At 68.2% G+C, this 16,475-nt stretch carries 18 protein-coding genes; 5 read left to right on the top strand and 13 right to left on the bottom strand.

Annotated elements, in window-relative coordinates; translation table 11 throughout:
- Window positions 1-22 precede the first annotated feature (22 nt).
- Window positions 23-430, bottom strand: a complete 408-nt coding sequence (locus SJY07_RS24615) for a hypothetical protein (protein WP_380161904.1) — start codon at window positions 428-430, stop codon at window positions 23-25.
- Window positions 431-578: 148 nt separating this feature from the next.
- On the opposite strand from SJY07_RS24615, the gene SJY07_RS24610 reads away from it, so the two are divergent.
- Window positions 579-1,118, top strand: a complete 540-nt coding sequence (locus SJY07_RS24610) for a GNAT family N-acetyltransferase (RefSeq protein WP_380161903.1) — start codon at window positions 579-581, stop codon at window positions 1,116-1,118.
- A gap of 151 nt (window positions 1,119-1,269) precedes the next feature.
- Here SJY07_RS24610 and SJY07_RS24605 read toward each other — a convergent pair whose 3' ends face one another.
- A complete protein-coding gene (locus tag SJY07_RS24605; protein ID WP_380161902.1) occupies window positions 1,270-2,079 on the bottom strand; it encodes a hypothetical protein in 810 nt (269 codons plus the stop codon).
- Entirely contained in the window at window positions 2,076-2,645 is a 570-nt protein-coding gene (locus tag SJY07_RS24600; RefSeq protein ID WP_380161901.1) for an RNA polymerase sigma factor, read from the bottom strand. The genes SJY07_RS24605 and SJY07_RS24600 overlap by 4 nt, the downstream gene beginning before the upstream one ends.
- Before the next feature lie 517 nt (window positions 2,646-3,162).
- Here SJY07_RS24600 and SJY07_RS24595 point away from each other — a divergent pair.
- A complete protein-coding gene (locus SJY07_RS24595) occupies window positions 3,163-3,552 on the top strand; it encodes a hypothetical protein (RefSeq protein ID WP_380161900.1) in 390 nt (129 codons plus the stop codon).
- 215 nt (window positions 3,553-3,767) lie between these two features.
- Here SJY07_RS24595 and SJY07_RS24590 read toward each other — a convergent pair whose 3' ends face one another.
- On the bottom strand, window positions 3,768-4,376 hold the full coding sequence (locus SJY07_RS24590; RefSeq protein ID WP_380161899.1) for a hypothetical protein: 609 nt from the start codon (window positions 4,374-4,376) through the stop codon (window positions 3,768-3,770).
- Between the two features lie 307 nt (window positions 4,377-4,683).
- On the opposite strand from SJY07_RS24590, the gene SJY07_RS24585 reads away from it, so the two are divergent.
- Window positions 4,684-5,979 (top strand): IS256 family transposase, encoded by a 1,296-nt coding sequence (locus SJY07_RS24585; protein WP_380156340.1) that lies wholly within the window; start codon window positions 4,684-4,686, stop codon window positions 5,977-5,979.
- Between the two features lie 112 nt (window positions 5,980-6,091).
- On the opposite strand, the gene SJY07_RS24580 is transcribed toward SJY07_RS24585, so the two are convergent.
- Window positions 6,092-6,673 (bottom strand): SigE family RNA polymerase sigma factor, encoded by a 582-nt coding sequence (locus SJY07_RS24580; protein WP_380161898.1) that lies wholly within the window; start codon window positions 6,671-6,673, stop codon window positions 6,092-6,094.
- A 207-nt stretch (window positions 6,674-6,880) separates the two neighbouring features.
- Here SJY07_RS24580 and SJY07_RS24575 point away from each other — a divergent pair, with 207 nt between their 5' ends.
- Entirely contained in the window at window positions 6,881-7,210 is a 330-nt protein-coding gene (locus SJY07_RS24575; protein WP_380161897.1) for a hypothetical protein, read from the top strand.
- Between the two features lie 160 nt (window positions 7,211-7,370).
- Here SJY07_RS24575 and SJY07_RS24570 read toward each other — a convergent pair whose 3' ends face one another.
- Entirely contained in the window at window positions 7,371-7,871 is a 501-nt protein-coding gene (locus tag SJY07_RS24570; RefSeq protein ID WP_380161896.1) for a GNAT family N-acetyltransferase, read from the bottom strand.
- Window positions 7,872-8,072: 201 nt separating this feature from the next.
- On the opposite strand from SJY07_RS24570, the gene SJY07_RS24565 reads away from it, so the two are divergent.
- Complete coding sequence (locus SJY07_RS24565) at window positions 8,073-8,294, top strand: hypothetical protein (RefSeq protein ID WP_380161895.1); 222 nt, start codon at window positions 8,073-8,075, stop codon at window positions 8,292-8,294.
- Between the two features lie 113 nt (window positions 8,295-8,407).
- Here SJY07_RS24565 and SJY07_RS24560 read toward each other — a convergent pair whose 3' ends face one another.
- From SJY07_RS24560 to SJY07_RS24530, 7 genes are all read right to left on the bottom strand, one after another.
- Window positions 8,408-8,932, bottom strand: coding sequence for a VanZ family protein (locus SJY07_RS24560; RefSeq protein WP_380161894.1), 525 nt, complete (start codon window positions 8,930-8,932; stop codon window positions 8,408-8,410).
- A 346-nt stretch (window positions 8,933-9,278) separates the two neighbouring features.
- Window positions 9,279-9,713, bottom strand: coding sequence for a hypothetical protein (locus SJY07_RS24555; protein ID WP_380161893.1), 435 nt, complete (start codon window positions 9,711-9,713; stop codon window positions 9,279-9,281).
- Window positions 9,714-9,880: 167 nt separating this feature from the next.
- Window positions 9,881-11,380 carry an IS1380 family transposase gene (locus SJY07_RS24550; RefSeq protein ID WP_380156095.1) on the bottom strand — a complete coding sequence of 500 codons (1,500 nt, stop codon included), beginning with the start codon at window positions 11,378-11,380 and terminating at the stop codon, window positions 9,881-9,883.
- Between the two features lie 457 nt (window positions 11,381-11,837).
- Window positions 11,838-12,527: a hypothetical protein gene (locus tag SJY07_RS24545; protein ID WP_380161892.1), complete on the bottom strand. Its 690-nt coding sequence runs from the start codon at window positions 12,525-12,527 to the stop codon at window positions 11,838-11,840.
- A gap of 217 nt (window positions 12,528-12,744) precedes the next feature.
- Window positions 12,745-13,500, bottom strand: coding sequence for a hypothetical protein (locus SJY07_RS24540; RefSeq protein WP_380161891.1), 756 nt, complete (start codon window positions 13,498-13,500; stop codon window positions 12,745-12,747).
- Between the two features lie 264 nt (window positions 13,501-13,764).
- Complete coding sequence (locus tag SJY07_RS24535) at window positions 13,765-14,439, bottom strand: hypothetical protein (RefSeq protein WP_380161890.1); 675 nt, start codon at window positions 14,437-14,439, stop codon at window positions 13,765-13,767.
- A 483-nt stretch (window positions 14,440-14,922) separates the two neighbouring features.
- On the bottom strand, window positions 14,923-16,464 hold the full coding sequence (locus SJY07_RS24530) for an NAD(P)/FAD-dependent oxidoreductase (protein ID WP_380161889.1): 1,542 nt from the start codon (window positions 16,462-16,464) through the stop codon (window positions 14,923-14,925).
- Between the last annotated feature and the right edge of the window lie 11 nt (window positions 16,465-16,475).

Here is a 16,475-nt window from a genome sequence, read left to right as displayed (position 1 = left end):
CCGCGGGATGACCACGAAGTTGTCACGGCTCCGAGCTCCCGTCTTCCACGTCCTGCGCCGCTGACGTCCGCTCAGAGGACATCGCCTGCCCGCTCAGCGGTGCGTGAGCGGTCCAGCGGTGTGTAGTGGCTGGTGGCTGCTCACCCTCGATCGCGGTGAGGAGGTCGAGCAGGGCGGATCGGTCGCGTGCCAGGTCCGCCAGGTCCCCACCGGCCTCGACGTGCGTGCGCAGGACGTCCCCGGCCACCGTGTGGGCCTGCGGGCCGAGGAGGCGGCTGATGTGGTCGTGGATGAAGTGCAGGACCTCATCGGGTACGCCGCCTCGGGCGTAGGACTCCTCCAGGAGCAGCCACGCGCGGAGAGCGTCGAGGGCCTCAACCAGGTGCCTGCCTTCGTCGGCGGCGTTTTCCAGCTCGTCATCACCGTCCATCGCATGATCCTGACAGCGGCACCGCGCACCAGGACTCATCCGCACTTCGCCACGATCGCGACGTCGCTGGCAGCTCAGGACCGCGCACAACGCGGGATGACCGTGAAGTCGATGTGTCTCCGGGTCAGCTGCCGTGCACGATGGGCCGGTGCTGCAACCGCTGGTCGTCCCCGTAATCACCGGGGAGTCCGTCACTCTGCGTCCCTTCGAGGCCAGCGACGTCGACGCTGTGCTCGAAGCGACGACGGATCCACTGATTCCCTTGATCACCAGTGTGCCGGACACCGCAGATCACGAGCTCGCTGCCGCGTTCGTGGCGCGCCAGCACGAGCGGGCGGTGACGGGCGTGGGCTACTCGTTCGCGGTGGAGTCCGGGTCGGTGTGCGTCGGGCAGATCGGCCTGTGGTTGCGCGACCTTGATCAGGGACGGGCCACGATCGGTTACTGGATCCGGCCCGGCAGTCGCCGGCGAGGTCACGCCGCTGACGCCCTGAGCGCCGTGACTGGGTGGGCGTGGAGCTTGCCGGAGGTGCACCGTCTTCAGCTCTACATCGAGCCGTACAACGTCGGGTCCTGGCGCACTGCGGAGCGGGCCGGGTATGCGCGAGAGGGGCTGCTCCGCTCGTGGGAGGTCGTCGGGGATGAGCGGCGGGACATGTTCATGTACGGGATGACGCGGCCGCATTGAGCTGACGGCGGCCCTGCTGCAGCTGGCTGTTGTGCTCCCGTTCGGCCTTGGAGACCGCGCGCAAATCGGCATGTGAGGTTGTCGGTGCACCCAAGAACGCGCACAACGCGGGATGACCGCGACCTTGGGGGCGACGGGATGATCGGGTCTGTCACAGACCCAAGCTCTGACGCAGGTTGGCGTCAGTCACGATGGCTCGCAGGCTCTCGGGGGTGAAAGGAGACCCGGGGGGGAGGCGGTCGAGGTGCTCGGTCGGCCCTGCGTCTTCGACACCGATGGTCGCGGTCGCGGTAACCATGCCCCCGTCGAGGGTGACCAGGGTGGCGAACGGCTCGTTGCTGAGGTCGGCGGACAGGGGTTGGGGGTTCTCCTGATCCCCTCCGGTCCCGGTGGTGGACGTTCCCGGCCCAATAGTGCCGGTGATCAGACGGCTGCCGTCGGCCAGGACCACCTCGGTGCACCCGCTGACGTCCCCACCGTCGCAATTTGTCAGTGGTTCCCGCGGGCTCAGGGGGCCGGGGGCCACCTGCAGGAAGAGTTCCGTGGACGGGTCGGTGCTCCGGTCGTTGAGGCTGGCGCCCCATCCGGGTGTCGCCTCGTCATCGCGGGGCAGGGCTGAGACCGCGGTGACGTGTTTGCTGGGGACGGTGCTGGAGACGGCCTGATCGAGTGCCTGAACGACCTGGTCGCGGTCAAGGGCTCCGGCGGTGGCCGCGGGGACGACACGCAGGTCGTGGTGGGTGGGGGCGATGCGGCTCATCCCCATGACCGCCGTTGCGGCGAGGAGGACGGCTGGAGTGGCGACTGCGGTGCGCCGTGCCCAGCGCCGACGACGCCCGCGGCGTTGGATCGCGACCAGGTCGACCATGAGGTCTGGGGCCTGGAGGCTGTGGACCGCTGAGCTCAACGCCGAAGCCAAGGGGTCGCCGTCGTCATGGAACGAGCGGGGCTGCGTGGTCATGGCCGTCCTTCCTGCAGAGCATGTGTCGACGTCTCGTCGGAGCGGGCCGGTGTCCCGCTCGTGTAGGTCGGGTAGGTGAGGCCGAGGTGGGCCTGGAGGTTCGTGCGGGCGCGGTGGGCTTGGCTCTTGACCGTGCCCTCGCTGCAGTCCAGGGTGTCGGCGACTTCGGCCACGCTCAGGTCCTCGACGTAGCGCAGCAGCACCACTGCGCGCTGCCGCGGTGGTAGGGCGGTGAGTGCGTTCAGCAGGTCCAGGCTGAGTGCGGAGTCCACGCCGATGGCTGCGGGGTCGGGATCGCCGGCGGTGGTCGCGGAGACTTCGCGGCGTCGCCAGCTGCGCCGTTCGTCGGAGATCAGCCGCCGCAACATGGTCGTGCGCGCGTAGGCGAAGGCCTCGCCGTCGTTGCGGCGCACCCGGCCCCACGCGGCGCACACCCGTTCCAGGGTGTCTTGCACCAAATCGTCTGCCCGGTGCCAGTCGCGGCACCACGCGAACGCCAGGCGACGCAGTCGCGGCATCGCGTGGACCGCGAATGCGGCGAACGACTCGTCCGTGTCTCTTCGCATGTCCCACCTCCTGCTCTCACTACGCATCAGCGGGGCGGGAGGTTGTCGCCCGGGGGGAGAGTCTTCCGCGGTGCTGACCGCGTTCGACGCACGCCACGACCACGGTGTCGTGCCCGGGGCGCCATAGGTTCGCTGTCACGGTCGGGGATGGCGGGCGGCGCGGACTTTCCGTGCACACACCGAGGCCAACGGCGTGACCTGGCCGTCGCCGGCGGCCGGGACCGCGCATAACGCGGGATGACCATGCGATTCCGAGCAATGCGGGTGACCACGCGATTGTCCCGCGGGACAGGTCGCTACGGGCCTACGGTGATCACCGAAGGCAGCATCGCTGCCTGAACGGAAGGCTTGGCCGATGCGTGCTTGTGCTGCAGTGGTGCTGGTCCCTCTGCTGTTGCTGGGGGTCAGCTGTTCGCAGACTCCCGAACAGCAGCCCGACGCAGCGCCGACGACCCCAGCGACCTCCGCGGCGACTTCGTCCACCCCTTCGGGGACGGCCCGTCCCCCGCTCCCGGCGGTGCAGCCGCTGCAGTCGGTGGCGCAGTTCTACGCATCCGACCCCGCTGGCGCTCTGGGGCCCTCCGGTGCGGACGGTGCGCCACTGTTAGACGAAACCCAGGCCGGGAGTGTCACCTACGCCCTGCCCGATGTTCAGCAGGACGCGGCCCTCACCGTGGGCTTCACCTGCGATGCTCACGTCGCAGTGAGTGTCGAGATCGGAGACGCCGGCCAGTCGGGCGGTTACAGCAGTAGCAGCACGGACTGCGCCGGCATGGTCGGGTCCTACACGACGCCAGCTTTGGACCCCGGCCACTTGCCCCGGTCGGTGTCGGTGTCGGCGCCGGCAAACGTGTGGGTGTCTGTGGCCGTGTACGGCGTCACGACGCAGGAGCAGGCGGCGTCGTAGGTGTTCTGGCGAGATCACGCATGACGGGGACGTGGTTCTGGTCCAGGTCTCGCACGCTCGGACGTCGGCAAAACTGCGACGTCGCTACCAGCTCAGGACCGCGCACACCGCGGGATGACCGTGCGTTCCGCGCGCACCGTGACGTCGCGTACCGCGCAGCACAGCTGCAGGGCCCACTCCGCGGGATCAGCGCACCCGTGAAGCGGGCCGCCGGGTCACTGCGGCGCAGGAAGCGTCAGTGCCTGCAGACGCGGGTCGGTCACGATCGCCCGCAGGGCATCTGCCGTGGCCGGTGAGTTCGCTGGGTAGACGCTGTCAACGGGGATGTCGGGGGCGGCGATGGAGGCCGTGGCGGCGATCGACCGGCCATCGGGAAAGTCCAGCGACGCGAACGGCTCGACTGGTCGGGCGGGCTCGGGCATCGACCCCAACTGCACAAGCGTTTGCCTTGTACCGACCGTCAAGAAGCTGCCGTCGGCCAGCGTCTGCTGGGAGCAGGAGGCGCTGTCAGCGCACAGCACGTCCATGTCGCTGAAGTCCTTCGGGGCGGTCCGTCTCACCTCAACTCCAAGGGTGACTGCCGGCGAGGTGACGTTGCTGGTCGCCTCCCAGATCACGTTCGTGACACCAGGTGATCGCCAGCCTTGGACACTGCTGCCAGCGGACCAGCCCGGCAGGTGAGTATCGACAACGGTGGCCAGGGTGTCAGCGGCCGCGGCGGTCACACTGGGCTCAATTTCCACGGCGCCGCCTTGATCGGTCTTCAGCGGTGTCGGGGCCGGCTCGGATTGACCCAGGACAGGACCGGCCACGGACAGGCCCAACGCCGTAGGTTCCAGCAGATGCGCCCCACCGACAGCCCCGGCGGTCAACAGGACAGCGGCTAGGGAGCCGACGCCCCAGCGGGTCCGGCGTTGACGGCGCAGTCTGCTGCGCCCGCGGCCGGTGGCCTCGGCGATGAAGGCAGTGGAGTCCCCCACGGGGCCGGCGGCGGCGGGGTGAGTCCCCTCGAGTGGTGTAACTCCGGCCCGCCTCAGGACCCGCCCCAGCGTGTCCCACCAAGCAGGTGAGGGCCACCGCGTGAAGCTCTGCGAGTACCCGCCAAGGAACTCGTAGAAGGAGATCAACGCGATGGCCCTCATGGACCAGTCTGCCCTGTCCACCCTCACCGAAGCACTCACCACTGCCGACGACGGCACCTTCATGCGCCGAATCCTGCAAGGCGCCCTGCAAGCCCTCATCGATGCCGAAGCCGAGCACCACATCGGCGCCGGCCACCACGAACGCTCAGCCGGGCGCACGACCCAGCGCAACGGCACCCGCGACCGCCTCGTCGCCACCACCGCAGGTGACCTCGCACTGAAGATCCCCAAGACCAGGACGGGGTCGTTCTTCCCGACCCTGCTGCACCCTCGCCGGCGCATCGACCGGGCCCTGCACGCCGTCGTCATGGAGGCCTACGTCCACGGCGTATCCACCCGCAAGGTCGACGACCTCGTCGAGGCCCTGGGCGCTGAATCGGGCATCTCCAAGTCCGAGGTGTCCCGCATCTGCGCCGACCTCGACACCGAGGTCGCCACCTTCACCAGCCGCCCGTTGGACGCGCAGGCGACCCCATACGTGTTCCTCGATGCGACGTACTGCAAGGCCCGCGTCGGCGGTGACCAGCACGGCAAGGGCGCACGTGTCGTCTCTCAAGCAGTCGTCATCGCCACCGGCGTCACCGCGGATGGACACCGGGAAGTATTGGGCTGCAACGTCGGAGACGCCGAGACGTTGGCGTTCTGGAAGGAGTTCCTGACCTCACTGCGCGAGCGGGGTCTGCACGGGGTGCAGCTGGTGATCTCCGACCAGCACCGCGGTCTGGTCTCGGCGATCGAGCAGAGCATGACCGGCGCGTCCTGGCAGCGATGCCGGGTCCACTTCATGCGCAACGTCTTGAGTCGGGTCACGAAGGGGCAGTCAGACGCGGTCGCGGCGATGGTCCGCACCATCTTCGTCCAGCCCACCGCGGAGGCTGTCGGTGAGCAGGTCCGCGTCGTCGCCGACACCCTGCGCGCGCAGTTCCCTGCGGTCGCGGAGATGCTGGATGAGGCCGGTCCGGACGTGACGGCGTTCGCGGTGTTCCCCGAGGCGCACTGGAAGAAGATCTGGTCGACGAACCCGATCGAACGCCTGAATCGGGAGGTCAAGCGCCGCACTGACGTGGTGGGGATCTTTCCCAACGCCAAGGCCCTGCTGCGTCTGGCCGGGTGCGTGCTGATCGAGGCCCACGATGAGTGGCAGTCCGGGGAACGTCGCTACCTCTCCGAGGCCTCCATGGCCTTGCTGACTCCGCCCGAACCCACCGTCCTGCCCACCGCCGCGGTCACCGTGAACCCCGACACGGTCACCCCGCTCGACAGGACCGCCGCCCTCACGGCATAGTCCGAAACCGCAGCGCTTCACGCGCAGGAGTTACACCACTTCACGGGACTCCATCCGGCGGCGTGCAGGTCAGCGCGTAGGGCGGCGGGGAAGGAATCGTGGTTCTCGGTGTTCATGAGCGGTTCCAATCCACGAAAGAGGCAGCGGAGGAGGCGGTGGGGGAGGGAGTGTCTGGATTCGACCGGTCCGGCTGGGGCCGCTGCTTAGCCGCGAGGTCGGGCAGTGTCTGGCGCAACCGGGCCAGCGCGCGTGAGGCCTGGCTCTTGACGGTGCCGACGCTGATGTCGAGCAGGTCAGCGACCTGCTCGTCGCTGCGGTCGTCGAGGTAGCGCAGGACGATCACGGCACGTTGTCGTGGTGGCAGGGGACGCAGGACGGCCAGGAGGTCGGCGCGCTGTTCCAGGTCCACCAGCGGCTGAGAGCGTTCGGGGCCGGCGAGGTGGTCGTCGACGTCGCGGACGGCTTCGTGGCGGTGGGAGCGGCTGCGCCAGCGTGAGGTGGCGGCATTGGCCAGGGCACGACGGGCGTAGGCGCTGGGGTCTTGGATGCGGGGCCAGCGGGCATACATCTTGGCGTAGACGTCTTGGAGGAGGTCTTCACCGATGTGGAAGTCGCCGGCCAGTAGTCGGGCGATGCGCCGCAGCTGCGGGGTTGCCTCGTTGGCCCAGGAGGTGAAGTGCTCTTCCCGGTTCATGTCGTCCACACTGCCCTGACGCAGGGACTTCAAGATCTGGTTGCACGTCGAGGCGGTGTTTTTAAGCAGACCCTGATGTGGCTCAGGTACTGCTCGAGTTCCGTCTCCTCCGCTCGTCGATCGAAGCATGAAGTCGCCGCCGAGGATCGCCCGTATCGCGGGATGACCGAGCATTCCTGGGTGCGGTCGGCCTGACATCCTCCAGCGATGAGCAAGCCAAGCACCGTGTCGATTGATGCCCTACGGACGTCATTGATCCGGGTACTCGGTGAGGTGCAGCGTCGCCATGGCGATGAGATCGACCTGGAGGTCGACGCCTACTGGGCGTTGCCGGCGAGACACGCCTACGACCTCGACGTCCCCCCGCCCGCAGCGGCACACACGGTGGCCAGCCTGGTTGACGACCTCGACGCAGTGCGTGAGCTTGCGAACGGGCCAGACGAGGATTTGGACGACGAGTCAGGCGTCATCGTGTGGCATGACCTGGCGCACCTGGTGGGAGTGCTGCAGCGGCTGGCGGCTGTGGACCTGCCCTAACCGTACCGGTGCCTATCCGGCGATGACCTGCCTTGATCATCGTGTCCGCGGCCCGCTCGGTCATCGGCAAGAGCGTGACGTCACCGGCCGCCCGCGACGGCGCACAACGCGGGATGACCGAGTGGTCGTCAACGGGCGCGCCTGACTGGCAGCCCGCCGGTCAGCAGGTCTCCATCGGCCCGGCTGCGACGGGAGCCGAAGCGTCTCGATCCAGCGGTCGTGACCATGCGACTTCTTGCTGCAACTGCCCGCTGTGACGGAAGAGCTCGACCTGACGGGTCTCCGCGAGGGCGTCGGCCAGCTCGTCACGGTCGGCCGCGGTGAAGCCGAGTCGCTGCCAGAAGGGGCCTGAGCGGCGGCTGAACAGCCAGGCGCGTTCGGCGCCCTCTGCAGCAGCTCGCTGCAGTGCCCAGCTGGCCAGCTCCAGTCCGGTTCCGCTTCCTCGAAGGTGCTTCTCCACGGCCACGCTGCGGATGAGCGCGTGGCGTCCGTCTTTGGACAGCTCGTACCCGGTGCTGCCATGGACCCGCCCGTGCTCATCGCGCAGGAGCCACAGGCGCATCTCGGGGTCGTCCAGGCCGCTGAGGGTGAGGTCTGCCCGGGCGAGAAAGTCGAGCAGGTCGGGGACGTCGCTGGGGGTCATGCGGGCCAGGTCGATCATGGCCACGAGGGTAGATCGAGCGGTGTTCGTCCCTGATTCGTCGTCCGACATCGCCACCAGCGTGAAGTCGCCCGCCGCAGGCGACGGCGCACACAACGCGGGATGACCGTGCGTATCGTCACCGTTGCCCTCAAGACTCTGAGCTGACCCATACAGGGCAAGATCGACAGGAGTGCTCGTCGAGGTCAGTAGCCTCAGCCTGTGCACCTGGGGCCCGGGGTCTACGTCGGACCGATCTTCATCGTTGCGGGCTTGCTGCTGATCATTTGGCGCCGCCCGGTAGGTCACCGCTTGGGCAAGGTCTGGCCGCGGCACGAACTGGCGACGCCTGTGGGCGCGGCTTCGTTCGGGATCTCGAGCGTGATCGGTGGAGGTATCGCCGTGCTCGCCGGCTTCGGCATCACAGAGTGGTGGCCCTTGTAGGGGCATCTTCCCTTCCAACCCGCGCCGCAGCCGAACTACGACCGCGGACGGCGGGATGACCGTGCGCTTCGCGCGCACCGCGGGATGACCGCGACGTCGCTCGCCCGTGGGTCTCAGCGAACGGGAGGACCTGCCTGCCAACGGAAGCGGTCCACCACCGCGCGGACGGCCGGAACCCGATCGAGAAGTACCAACAGGCCAAAGCCGAAAAGGCCGCCTACGGCGTTGGACAACAGGTCGTTGACGTCTGCGATGTGACCTCCGCCCAGGGTGTTGGCGGTGACGAACTGGGTGACTTCGATGGTTGCGCTGATCGCCGTTGCGACGGCCAGAACGCGCGTCCATGAGGGACGAGTCATCACCAGGGCCACCAGGATCCCCACCGGGACGAAGACGGCGACGTTCAACGCGGCGTCGGCGGGTTCGTACCCCGCCACGGGAACGACGTTCAAGAAGTCTGACCACGGTCCGGTGCTGGCGGGCTTGTCCAGGAAGATCGGGAAAACGGTATTAGCGATGATGCCGGCGAGGTAGACGCACAGAGCGGCGGCCACAGCGGCCCGTGGCAGTGACAAGCGATCACGTCGTCGCAGCGACCAGAGCAGGCCCAGGAAGGCTGCGCCGGCGATCGGGACCACGACGGGGAGGACAGGTACCTGGCGGAACAACGTCTCAGCTCCTGGTGTGAGCACTGCCGTACTCGTGCTGTCGGTGGGGCTGCGGGCGAGGTGATCATCGCAGTGATCTGCTGATGGGCGGTGGACCGTTGTGGTGGCCCTTGCTCCCCGCAGGCCTCGCGCTCTCCATCGCGTACTCAGCGGTACGTGGTGCCAGTGGGCTTGGGCTGCGGCGTGCCCGTCTCGGTGTGAGTCGACAGCGCGCTCATCGACACGAGCGTGAAGTCGCGGCCGGCCGTGATCGCACCCGGAGGGCGGGATGACCGTGAGATCGACCGCACGGTGGTGTCGCGCGGCGATCAGCAGTTCAGGCAGGCAAGTCGGCCGCACGGAGGGGACGCAGACACCACGGAGCGCAAAGCCAAGCTGCGGTCGAGGCGACGACTCCAGCCAGGACGATCCACCCGAGCCGACCCATCTCGGGCCCCAGGCTCCACGCCGTCGCCAGAGCGATGAGGACACCGCTGCACACCGCCAGCAGCGTCCGGGCGAGCAGAACGTGTCGACGGACCACGTGTACCGCCAGGCAGCCTCCTACGGCGCCGGTCCCCACACCGAAGAGCGCCCCGAACGCGGCGCCGAACCCACCGCCGAAGAACAGAGCGGCGCCGGTGGAGAACCCATCGTCGCTCAGCAGTGAGGAGGTCCCGGCGACCGCTCCACCGATGGCTCCGATCAGCGCGCCGGCGGTTGCGGTGCGGGCGGTACCGGCCCAGCGGCGGCGGTACTCGTCCTTGGTCATCGGCGGCCTCTCAGCCTGGATCCACCACCGAATGACCGATGAGCTCGTGGTGACCTGCCGAAGGCAGGTCACCACGAGCAGGGCATCAGATAGCCGCCGACCGGGTGTCGGCTCTTCCACGGCGATTCCTGGTCGTGCCCTCTCGGGCGGTGGGCGTCGGGCAGTGCTCAGATCCGGCGGGTCACGACCGGCTGATGCCGGTCGATCTCAACGATGGCGGCCAACACGTTCTCCAAGCCGGACTGCCAGGGCCAGCCGGACGGGGCGTGCAACCGCAGCCGACGAGCCGAGAACGCGACCCGCGCAGGCAAGCTGATCAGCTTGCCCCGGATCGTCCCAGCACGTTCGCGACGGTGGGTCGTCCCCGCCAACGCGGCAATGGCTCGGGTCAGGTTGTGCGTGATCGCGGCCAACACCAACCAGGCAGCGTTGGCCTGGAACTTCCCCGACGGCAGATGCGCCAACGGCCCGTCCTTGGCCTCGGCGATCACCGACTCGATCACCGCGTGCGCGCGGTGATCTTTCTCCGCGACCAGCATCGGCAGCGGGGAGTCGGTGAACACCGCGTGATAGCGATAGGTCTCGAACAACTCACCCTGCCCCCGACCGAGAGCGGCGGGGTTCAACCGTTTGACGCGGCGGACGATCAACCGCGCCCTCACGTGCTCAGCCTTCCTGCGGCCGGTGAACGCGGTGTAGGTCGTCTCGGCGACCTCGGCATCAGAAACCCAGCGCCGGTCGTCTTCATCCCAGACCGCGTCGGTGTACTTGATCGGCGTCCAGGCATCGTCGGCGATGCCCGCGATCGCCCGCCGGACAGCGGGATTGCTGCGAGCGGTGAGGGAGAAGCGGGCCCGGCCGCGGCGGGCGGCGGCGATCACGGCGTGGTTGTAGTAAGCCGAATCGGCCCGCACGATCACCAACCCGCCACCGGTAGCCGCACCAGCACCAGCACCAGCACCGGTGCCGGTGCCGGTGCCGGCGCCGGTGCCGGTGCCGGTGCCGGTGCGTTTGAGGGTCGCCAGGGCATCGCCCAGTAGTTTCGGCGCACCCTTAGCGCTGGCGACCGATCCCTTTCGCAAGCGGGTTCCCACGATCACCGGCGTGCTGGCCGGGGTGGTCGCGGTCACCAGCATCGCGTTCAGGCCTTTGACTTTCGAGTAGCCGTATCCGGCGCCCTGCTTGGCGTAGCCGTAGGTCTGGCGGATGGTGTCGTCGACATCGACGTAGAGGATCTGGTCGGCATCGGCCAGTAGCGGTGACCCAACCGCGGCGGTCGTGGTCTGCAGGCCGGTCAGGAACCGGGCCGCGACGGCGTCGAGTTGGCGGACGTGGCCGTGAGTGAAGGTCCGCAGGAACGTCCCCAAGGTCGAGGGGGCGCGGACGTCGTCGAACAGTTTCGTGCTCGCGCCGTGTCGCAGGACGTCCATGTCGTCGATGCTGTCGGCGCCGACTAACATCCCGGCGACCAGGCCGGTGGCCTTGGCCGCAGCGTTAGCCGACCCGGGCCCGGCGAGGGTGAGGTGCTGGCCGAGCAGGTCGTGCAGGCCCGCGGTCTGGGCCAGTTGCAGGGCCGGGGCCAGGCCGGCGTGGGCGATGAGGTTTGGGTCGTCGAAGGTGATCGAGGACGCCGCCGCGGTGGTGGGGAGGGCGTGCGAGACTTGCATTTGGCGGGTGTCTTCCTTGCTGCTGCGTTGGAACCGTAGAGAAGTCCCATCGTTGCAGGTCAGAAGCCACCCGCCGCCTCACGTACTGGCCCCCGCAGCATCACGGGACGGTGGATCCAGGCTCAGGCGGTGTGGGTGCCGTAGTGGGCACGCTGAGGTGATCGTCGCATTGCCGGCACCGTCGTGTGGGAGATCCGGGCGGTTGATGTTGGCTCTGGTCTGTGCCAGTCGCCGGGCGGCAGAACAACCATTCGCAATTCGCCAAGAGCGTTAAGTTGTCGGCCGCTGCCGACCGCGCGCACCGCGGGATGACCGTGCCCTTAGCGCGCACCGCAAGACGTGCTGACAGCTGCCGCGACATGCGGGTCCGCATCGGCACCACAGCCACCCCCTCCCCCACCGGGCGGGCGCGTGATCAACGGTTTCCGCCTCGCCGATCCCGGCCTGTCAGGTGCGGTCAGGTGCGGTGACGACCCCGGTAGTCCGCAGGCCAGTCCGTGCGCTTGCGGAATGAGCGAGCCGCAGGCTTGAGCTGCCTCAGCCAGTCACCACGACGGGTGGCTGCACGACGCTCAACTTTGCGCTTCGTGGCGGCTGTCCGCGCGATTGCCTCCTGCTGCTTCACGGCGCGTAGTGCGGCGTCCTCGGCCGCGGAGCGAAAGCCCCGGCGGAGGTCCAGAACGATCCAGCCCGTCAACGTCAGCGCCGCTGCGGATCCCAGGAGGGTCAAGGCCAAGCCCAGCGACCGGTCGGTGTAGTCGGCCAAGCGCACGTTGGTGACGTCGTGGGGGTCGTAGGTGACCTGCACGACCTGCCCGACCCGCAGGTGTTCCGTGCGTGGCGGACAGTCCAGGAAGAGCAGGTCGCCCACGTCGGCGCGTACGTCGAAGGAGGCGGACCTGCCGTCCAGAGGGCCGCAGGTGACATCGGTGACCACGGCAGAAGTCGTCACGCCACGGGTGCGGAGGTCGTCGTCGAGACTCAGGGTCAGCGTGCCCGCGCCAAGGCCCAGGAACCCTGTCCCCGCCAGCCACAGCACGATGCCCTTGGCGTAGAACATCCGCGGAATGCGTGGGACGGGTTGGACGCGGGCGGTGGTGGGCTGAGTGCGTTCTGCTGCAGCAGGATCGGCCATGTCGATCTCCACCCTGGTCTGTGTGACCTCCACCTCGGTCGGTGCAGCACCTGCGGCAGGCTCAGATGCGCCGTGAGCGGTTCCATGATCTCACTGCGGGGCGGTGGTCGGGGTGGTGATGCCCCCGATCGGACGACGTCGGCAGGAGACGCCCATCGTCATCGATCACGATCGTGGAGGGCGCCCTGGCCGGAGGCCTCGGCGGGATGACCGGACGTTTCGGTGCGGATCAGGTGGGCCTCGGGTAGCCGATCGAGACGATGTCCTCGCCGAGCTGCGCCAGCGTCCGCTGGGGGTTGAGTCGTTGCACCAGATCTTCGCGCAGTGGCTGCAGCGCGAGGACATGAGCGATGTCGTCACGCTCGAGTTCGGTCTCGTAGTAGTCCGCAGCGAAGCTGCGGTAAGCCTCAGGGGAGGTGCCGGGATCGGCGTCGAACTCAGCCAGCAGCCACCCGCTGCCGTCGTTGAGATCGGCGGGGACGCTGCCGCGCAGCTGCACCGGGTGCCAGCGCTGCTCGCCTCCCGGGTGAGGGCCCCTCTCCGCGTCCGGTGCGAGGTGCAGCCACCAGCAGGCCAGGGTGAGCAGCGGTAGGTCCCCATCGGTGAAGGCCACTTCAGCAGCTGCACCGCGCAGCGGCTGAGGGACGGCGGCGAGCCAGTCGAGGTCGAAGGGTTCGCCGTAAGGGCTCATCGGGCTCTCGTGATCGAAGCCGCGCAGCCACGCCCCGTCGGGGGTGAAGGTGATCGACCAGGAGTTGCCGGAGCCGTCGTCCATCGACGCCAGTTGCTCTGTGGGGCTCCAGGAGGCGTCGAAGGAGTAGTAGCGGTCGGTGGGATCCTCGGCCTGGATCGCGTCCAGCATTGCTAGGCCCTGGCAGTGCTGGCGCAGCTCCTGCGGGTTCGGCAGCCGGCGGGCGAGCTGGACTACGCCGGCGGGCAGCGTGGTCGTCTCGAGGGGTTGGGTGTGTCGGCGTGGCCACCTCATCGCGCCAGCATGTCGCAGCCGGGTGCGGGGGGTGCTCTTTCAGCGGCACCAGCGGCTTGGCCTTGGTCATGACGCTCCTGTTCCTCGACTGCGATCGGGTGCTGTCAGGTGCAGGTAGCCAAGATCCGTCGAGTTGTGACCGCCGGTGGTGCACCAGACTCACCCACGCAGTCTTGAGAGGCTCCGACACCTTCGACGGATCGTGAGGACACGGGTCTGGCACGTGCGGTTGGTCCAGGTTCACCTTCGACGGTCAGGACCGCTTCAGAAAGGCCGCGCCGGGTTGGCGCCGGGTGCAGTTGAGTCAGGTGGGGTGCTACGAGCGGTGTGGCGTGCTGCGGACACTCGCTCACGCAGCCGACTGAAGTTGTAGCGCAGGGTCCGCCGCAACGGATGAGTAGCTTCGGCGGCGAGCGCAGTCTGGTAGTCGCCCAGAGGTATCCAGCCAATCCAGGCCTGACCGACAGCGACGTGGCTGAGACTGGGCTGCTCCCCTGCTGCTGCGGCGACCTGAAACCAATCCAAATCGCCGCTGATCAGGTTGACACCCCCGAACGCCCGGGTTTGGCGCTGGAACTCACTCCAGCTACCGCCCGGCACCGACAGCGGTGCCTGGAGGGACGCGTGGACAGCCCACCGGGTGCCACCAGGTCGTGCGGGAACCGGCATCTGCAGGAAGCCCAGGGCGTCGATGGGGACACGACGACCCGAGGACGTCTTGAACAGGGTCATGGATTCGGGATCGTCGGGGCGGTGATCCACACGCAGTTCGGCGATTTCCGGGATCGCCCGCTCGTGGAGATCAGCGGTGATGGAGTCGAAGTCCAAGCGCGCCAGGTCCGATTCCCGGACCTGCAACGTCTCCCACTTGGTGAGGACCGTAGGCCTGGTCAGGTCCCAGGTACCGGAGGGCAAGGCCGCCCATGTCGTGGGAGTCATGTCGTCACCGTCGTCATCCGCTCGTGCCTGTTTACCCGTGAGGTGGGTGTGTGGGGTGTCGTGTCTGTGAAGCGTCGACGGGGACGGTAGCCGACGCCCACACGGCCGCCTGGTCTGCTCGTAGGTCGCGCCTGCTTGGACGTGAACCCACCGAGGCCGCGATCAGGGTGGGATGCAACAGCATCACTGGCTGGGGCCATGAGGTGGTTACGGCTTGAATAACGTCCGCAGCGTGCATGTCGTCGTGCATTGCCAGCCTGTCCACTTCGGTGCCCCGTGCACTGACGACGGCCTCCGTCGGCCTGGTTCGGTTCGGTCCTTGCAGGAACTGGCGGTCTTGGGAGGTGGCCATGGTTGCCGAGTCGCTTCCTGTGGGGAGCAGAGCGTCACAGGTCAGTTGTGTGAGCGGATGACCTCGCGGCGGGCCTGATTCGTCGATCGAAGGTCAGTCCGGCCTTCCCACCGTTAGATCCGCAGACCCCATCACGCCCCGCTCCCTGCCTTGACGCCGCCCGCGCGCGCTGAGGAGTCGAGATCCCGATGGGCGGTGTGGTCGCTGACGATGGGGTAAGAGCTGAGCGTGGGGGTCGTCGTGGGCGCCTGCATGCGGCGTGGGCGCAGACGTGAGCGCAGTGAGGCCACCAGTAGGGGTGGGGTGAACAGCACGATCGGGTGCGACATCAGGTGCGTGACGGCCTGCAGAACGTCTGCTGCCCGCGCGTCGCCGGCGCCGGCCAGGCGAGCGACCTCCGCCCCCCACCAGCCAACGACTGCCTCGACGGGTCGCGCTCGTTGCGGGGTGGTGAGCAGTTGACGGTCCTGGGAGGTGGCCATCGTCCAGGGCAGATTCGCCGAACGCGCGAGGCTTCGCTGCAGGCGGGGGGTGTTCAGGTTGCCGTGTTGTGCCTTCTTGAAGGCTCGCTCCAGCAGCCGCCCCTGGCAGGCGGCCACGGTGATACCGCTGCCGTAGACGGGGTTCAGTGCGCACAAGGCGTCCCCGACGACGATGAGCCCGCTAGGCCAGCGCCGGCCGCGGCCGTAGTGGTGGCGGACGTTGGCGGTCTGGCGGTGGACGACCACATCGCTGACGGGAGTCATGTCCTTGACCATGTCCAGCGCCATCGGGTCCGGCAGCTTGGCCAGGTGCTCCATGAACTCATCGCCATCGCGGCCCGGGCGATGGTCACCTCGTCCCACCGAGGTGACCTGCCAGTACCCGTCTTCGATAGGACTCACGATGCACCCGCGACTCTGCTTGGCCGAGACCAGCATGAGCACGCCGGGGCCGGGAGGACGGGAGCTGGTGAAACGCCGGGTGGCGTAGCCGACGCGGGCATCGATCGTGGTCGTCGCTACCGGCGGCACGCCCAGTTGCTTCAGCCACGTGGGCAGTCGGGAGGAGCGCCCCGAGGCGTCGATGACCAGGTCGGCGACGAGGGCGTCGGAGTGGTCGCTGGAGTGGTCGTCCTGCGTCGTCGAGGGACTGTCCGTCGTCGAGGCGTTGTCCGTCGTCACGGGAATGTCCGTCGAGGCGTTATCGGTCGAGGCGTTGTCGGTCGACTGCAACTGCAGAGTCCAGGTGCCCGAGGAGTTCTGGCGCAGCGCCTGCACACGCCGTTGCTGAAGCACCTGCACGTTGGGCAGGGCCAGAACTCGCTTCCTGATCACGTGTTCCAGCAGCGTCCTGGAGGAACAGACCAGGGGAAACCCGTAGTCCCCGCGCGGGGCCCAGCCGTCGGCGCTGAGCAGGGCCATGAGCCCGACCTTGAACTCCGGGGCGCCGCGCTGGATGAGCTCGTCATGCAGGCCGGGGAGGAGATGTTCGGCTGAGACCAGACCGCGGTGCAGGAGGATGTGGGTCTGATCGCTCTGCGGAACGCCTCCGCGCGGTTGGGGTGTGGTCGGGATGCCGTCACGTTCGATGATCGTGACGTGGTGCCCCGAGGCGGCGGCGGCGGCGGCAGCGAACAAGCCGGCGAAGCTGGCACCGATGACGCTGACGTTCAGAGGCTTGACCTTGTTCACTGGTCCCCATC

Origin of the sequence: Kineococcus sp. R86509, from assembly GCF_042466365.1 — a bacterium.
Lineage (GTDB): Bacteria > Actinomycetota > Actinomycetes > Actinomycetales > Kineococcaceae > Kineococcus.
Note: the sequence above shows the minus strand (reverse complement) of the source record. Positions and strands in the feature narration are given on the sequence as shown.

Excerpts from the sequence above, each read along its gene's own strand:
- SJY07_RS24580 (WP_380161898.1), bottom strand. The coding sequence starts at position 6,673 with ATGAACCGGGAAGAGCACTTCACCTCCTGGGCCAACGAGGCAACCCCG.
- SJY07_RS24550 (WP_380156095.1), bottom strand. The coding sequence starts at position 11,380 with ATGCAAGTCTCGCACGCCCTCCCCACCACCGCGGCGGCGTCCTCGATC.
- SJY07_RS24605 (WP_380161902.1), bottom strand. The coding sequence starts at position 2,079 with ATGACCACGCAGCCCCGCTCGTTCCATGACGACGGCGACCCCTTGGCT.
- SJY07_RS24600 (WP_380161901.1), bottom strand. The coding sequence starts at position 2,645 with ATGCGAAGAGACACGGACGAGTCGTTCGCCGCATTCGCGGTCCACGCG.
- SJY07_RS24540 (WP_380161891.1), bottom strand. The coding sequence starts at position 13,500 with ATGAGGTGGCCACGCCGACACACCCAACCCCTCGAGACGACCACGCTG.
- SJY07_RS24575 (WP_380161897.1), top strand. The coding sequence starts at position 6,881 with ATGAGCAAGCCAAGCACCGTGTCGATTGATGCCCTACGGACGTCATTG.
- SJY07_RS24570 (WP_380161896.1), bottom strand. The coding sequence starts at position 7,871 with ATGATCGACCTGGCCCGCATGACCCCCAGCGACGTCCCCGACCTGCTC.
- SJY07_RS24615 (WP_380161904.1), bottom strand. The coding sequence starts at position 430 with ATGGACGGTGATGACGAGCTGGAAAACGCCGCCGACGAAGGCAGGCAC.
- SJY07_RS24535 (WP_380161890.1), bottom strand. The coding sequence starts at position 14,439 with ATGACTCCCACGACATGGGCGGCCTTGCCCTCCGGTACCTGGGACCTG.
- SJY07_RS24555 (WP_380161893.1), bottom strand. The coding sequence starts at position 9,713 with ATGACCAAGGACGAGTACCGCCGCCGCTGGGCCGGTACCGCCCGCACC.
- SJY07_RS24585 (WP_380156340.1), top strand. The coding sequence starts at position 4,684 with ATGGCCCTCATGGACCAGTCTGCCCTGTCCACCCTCACCGAAGCACTC.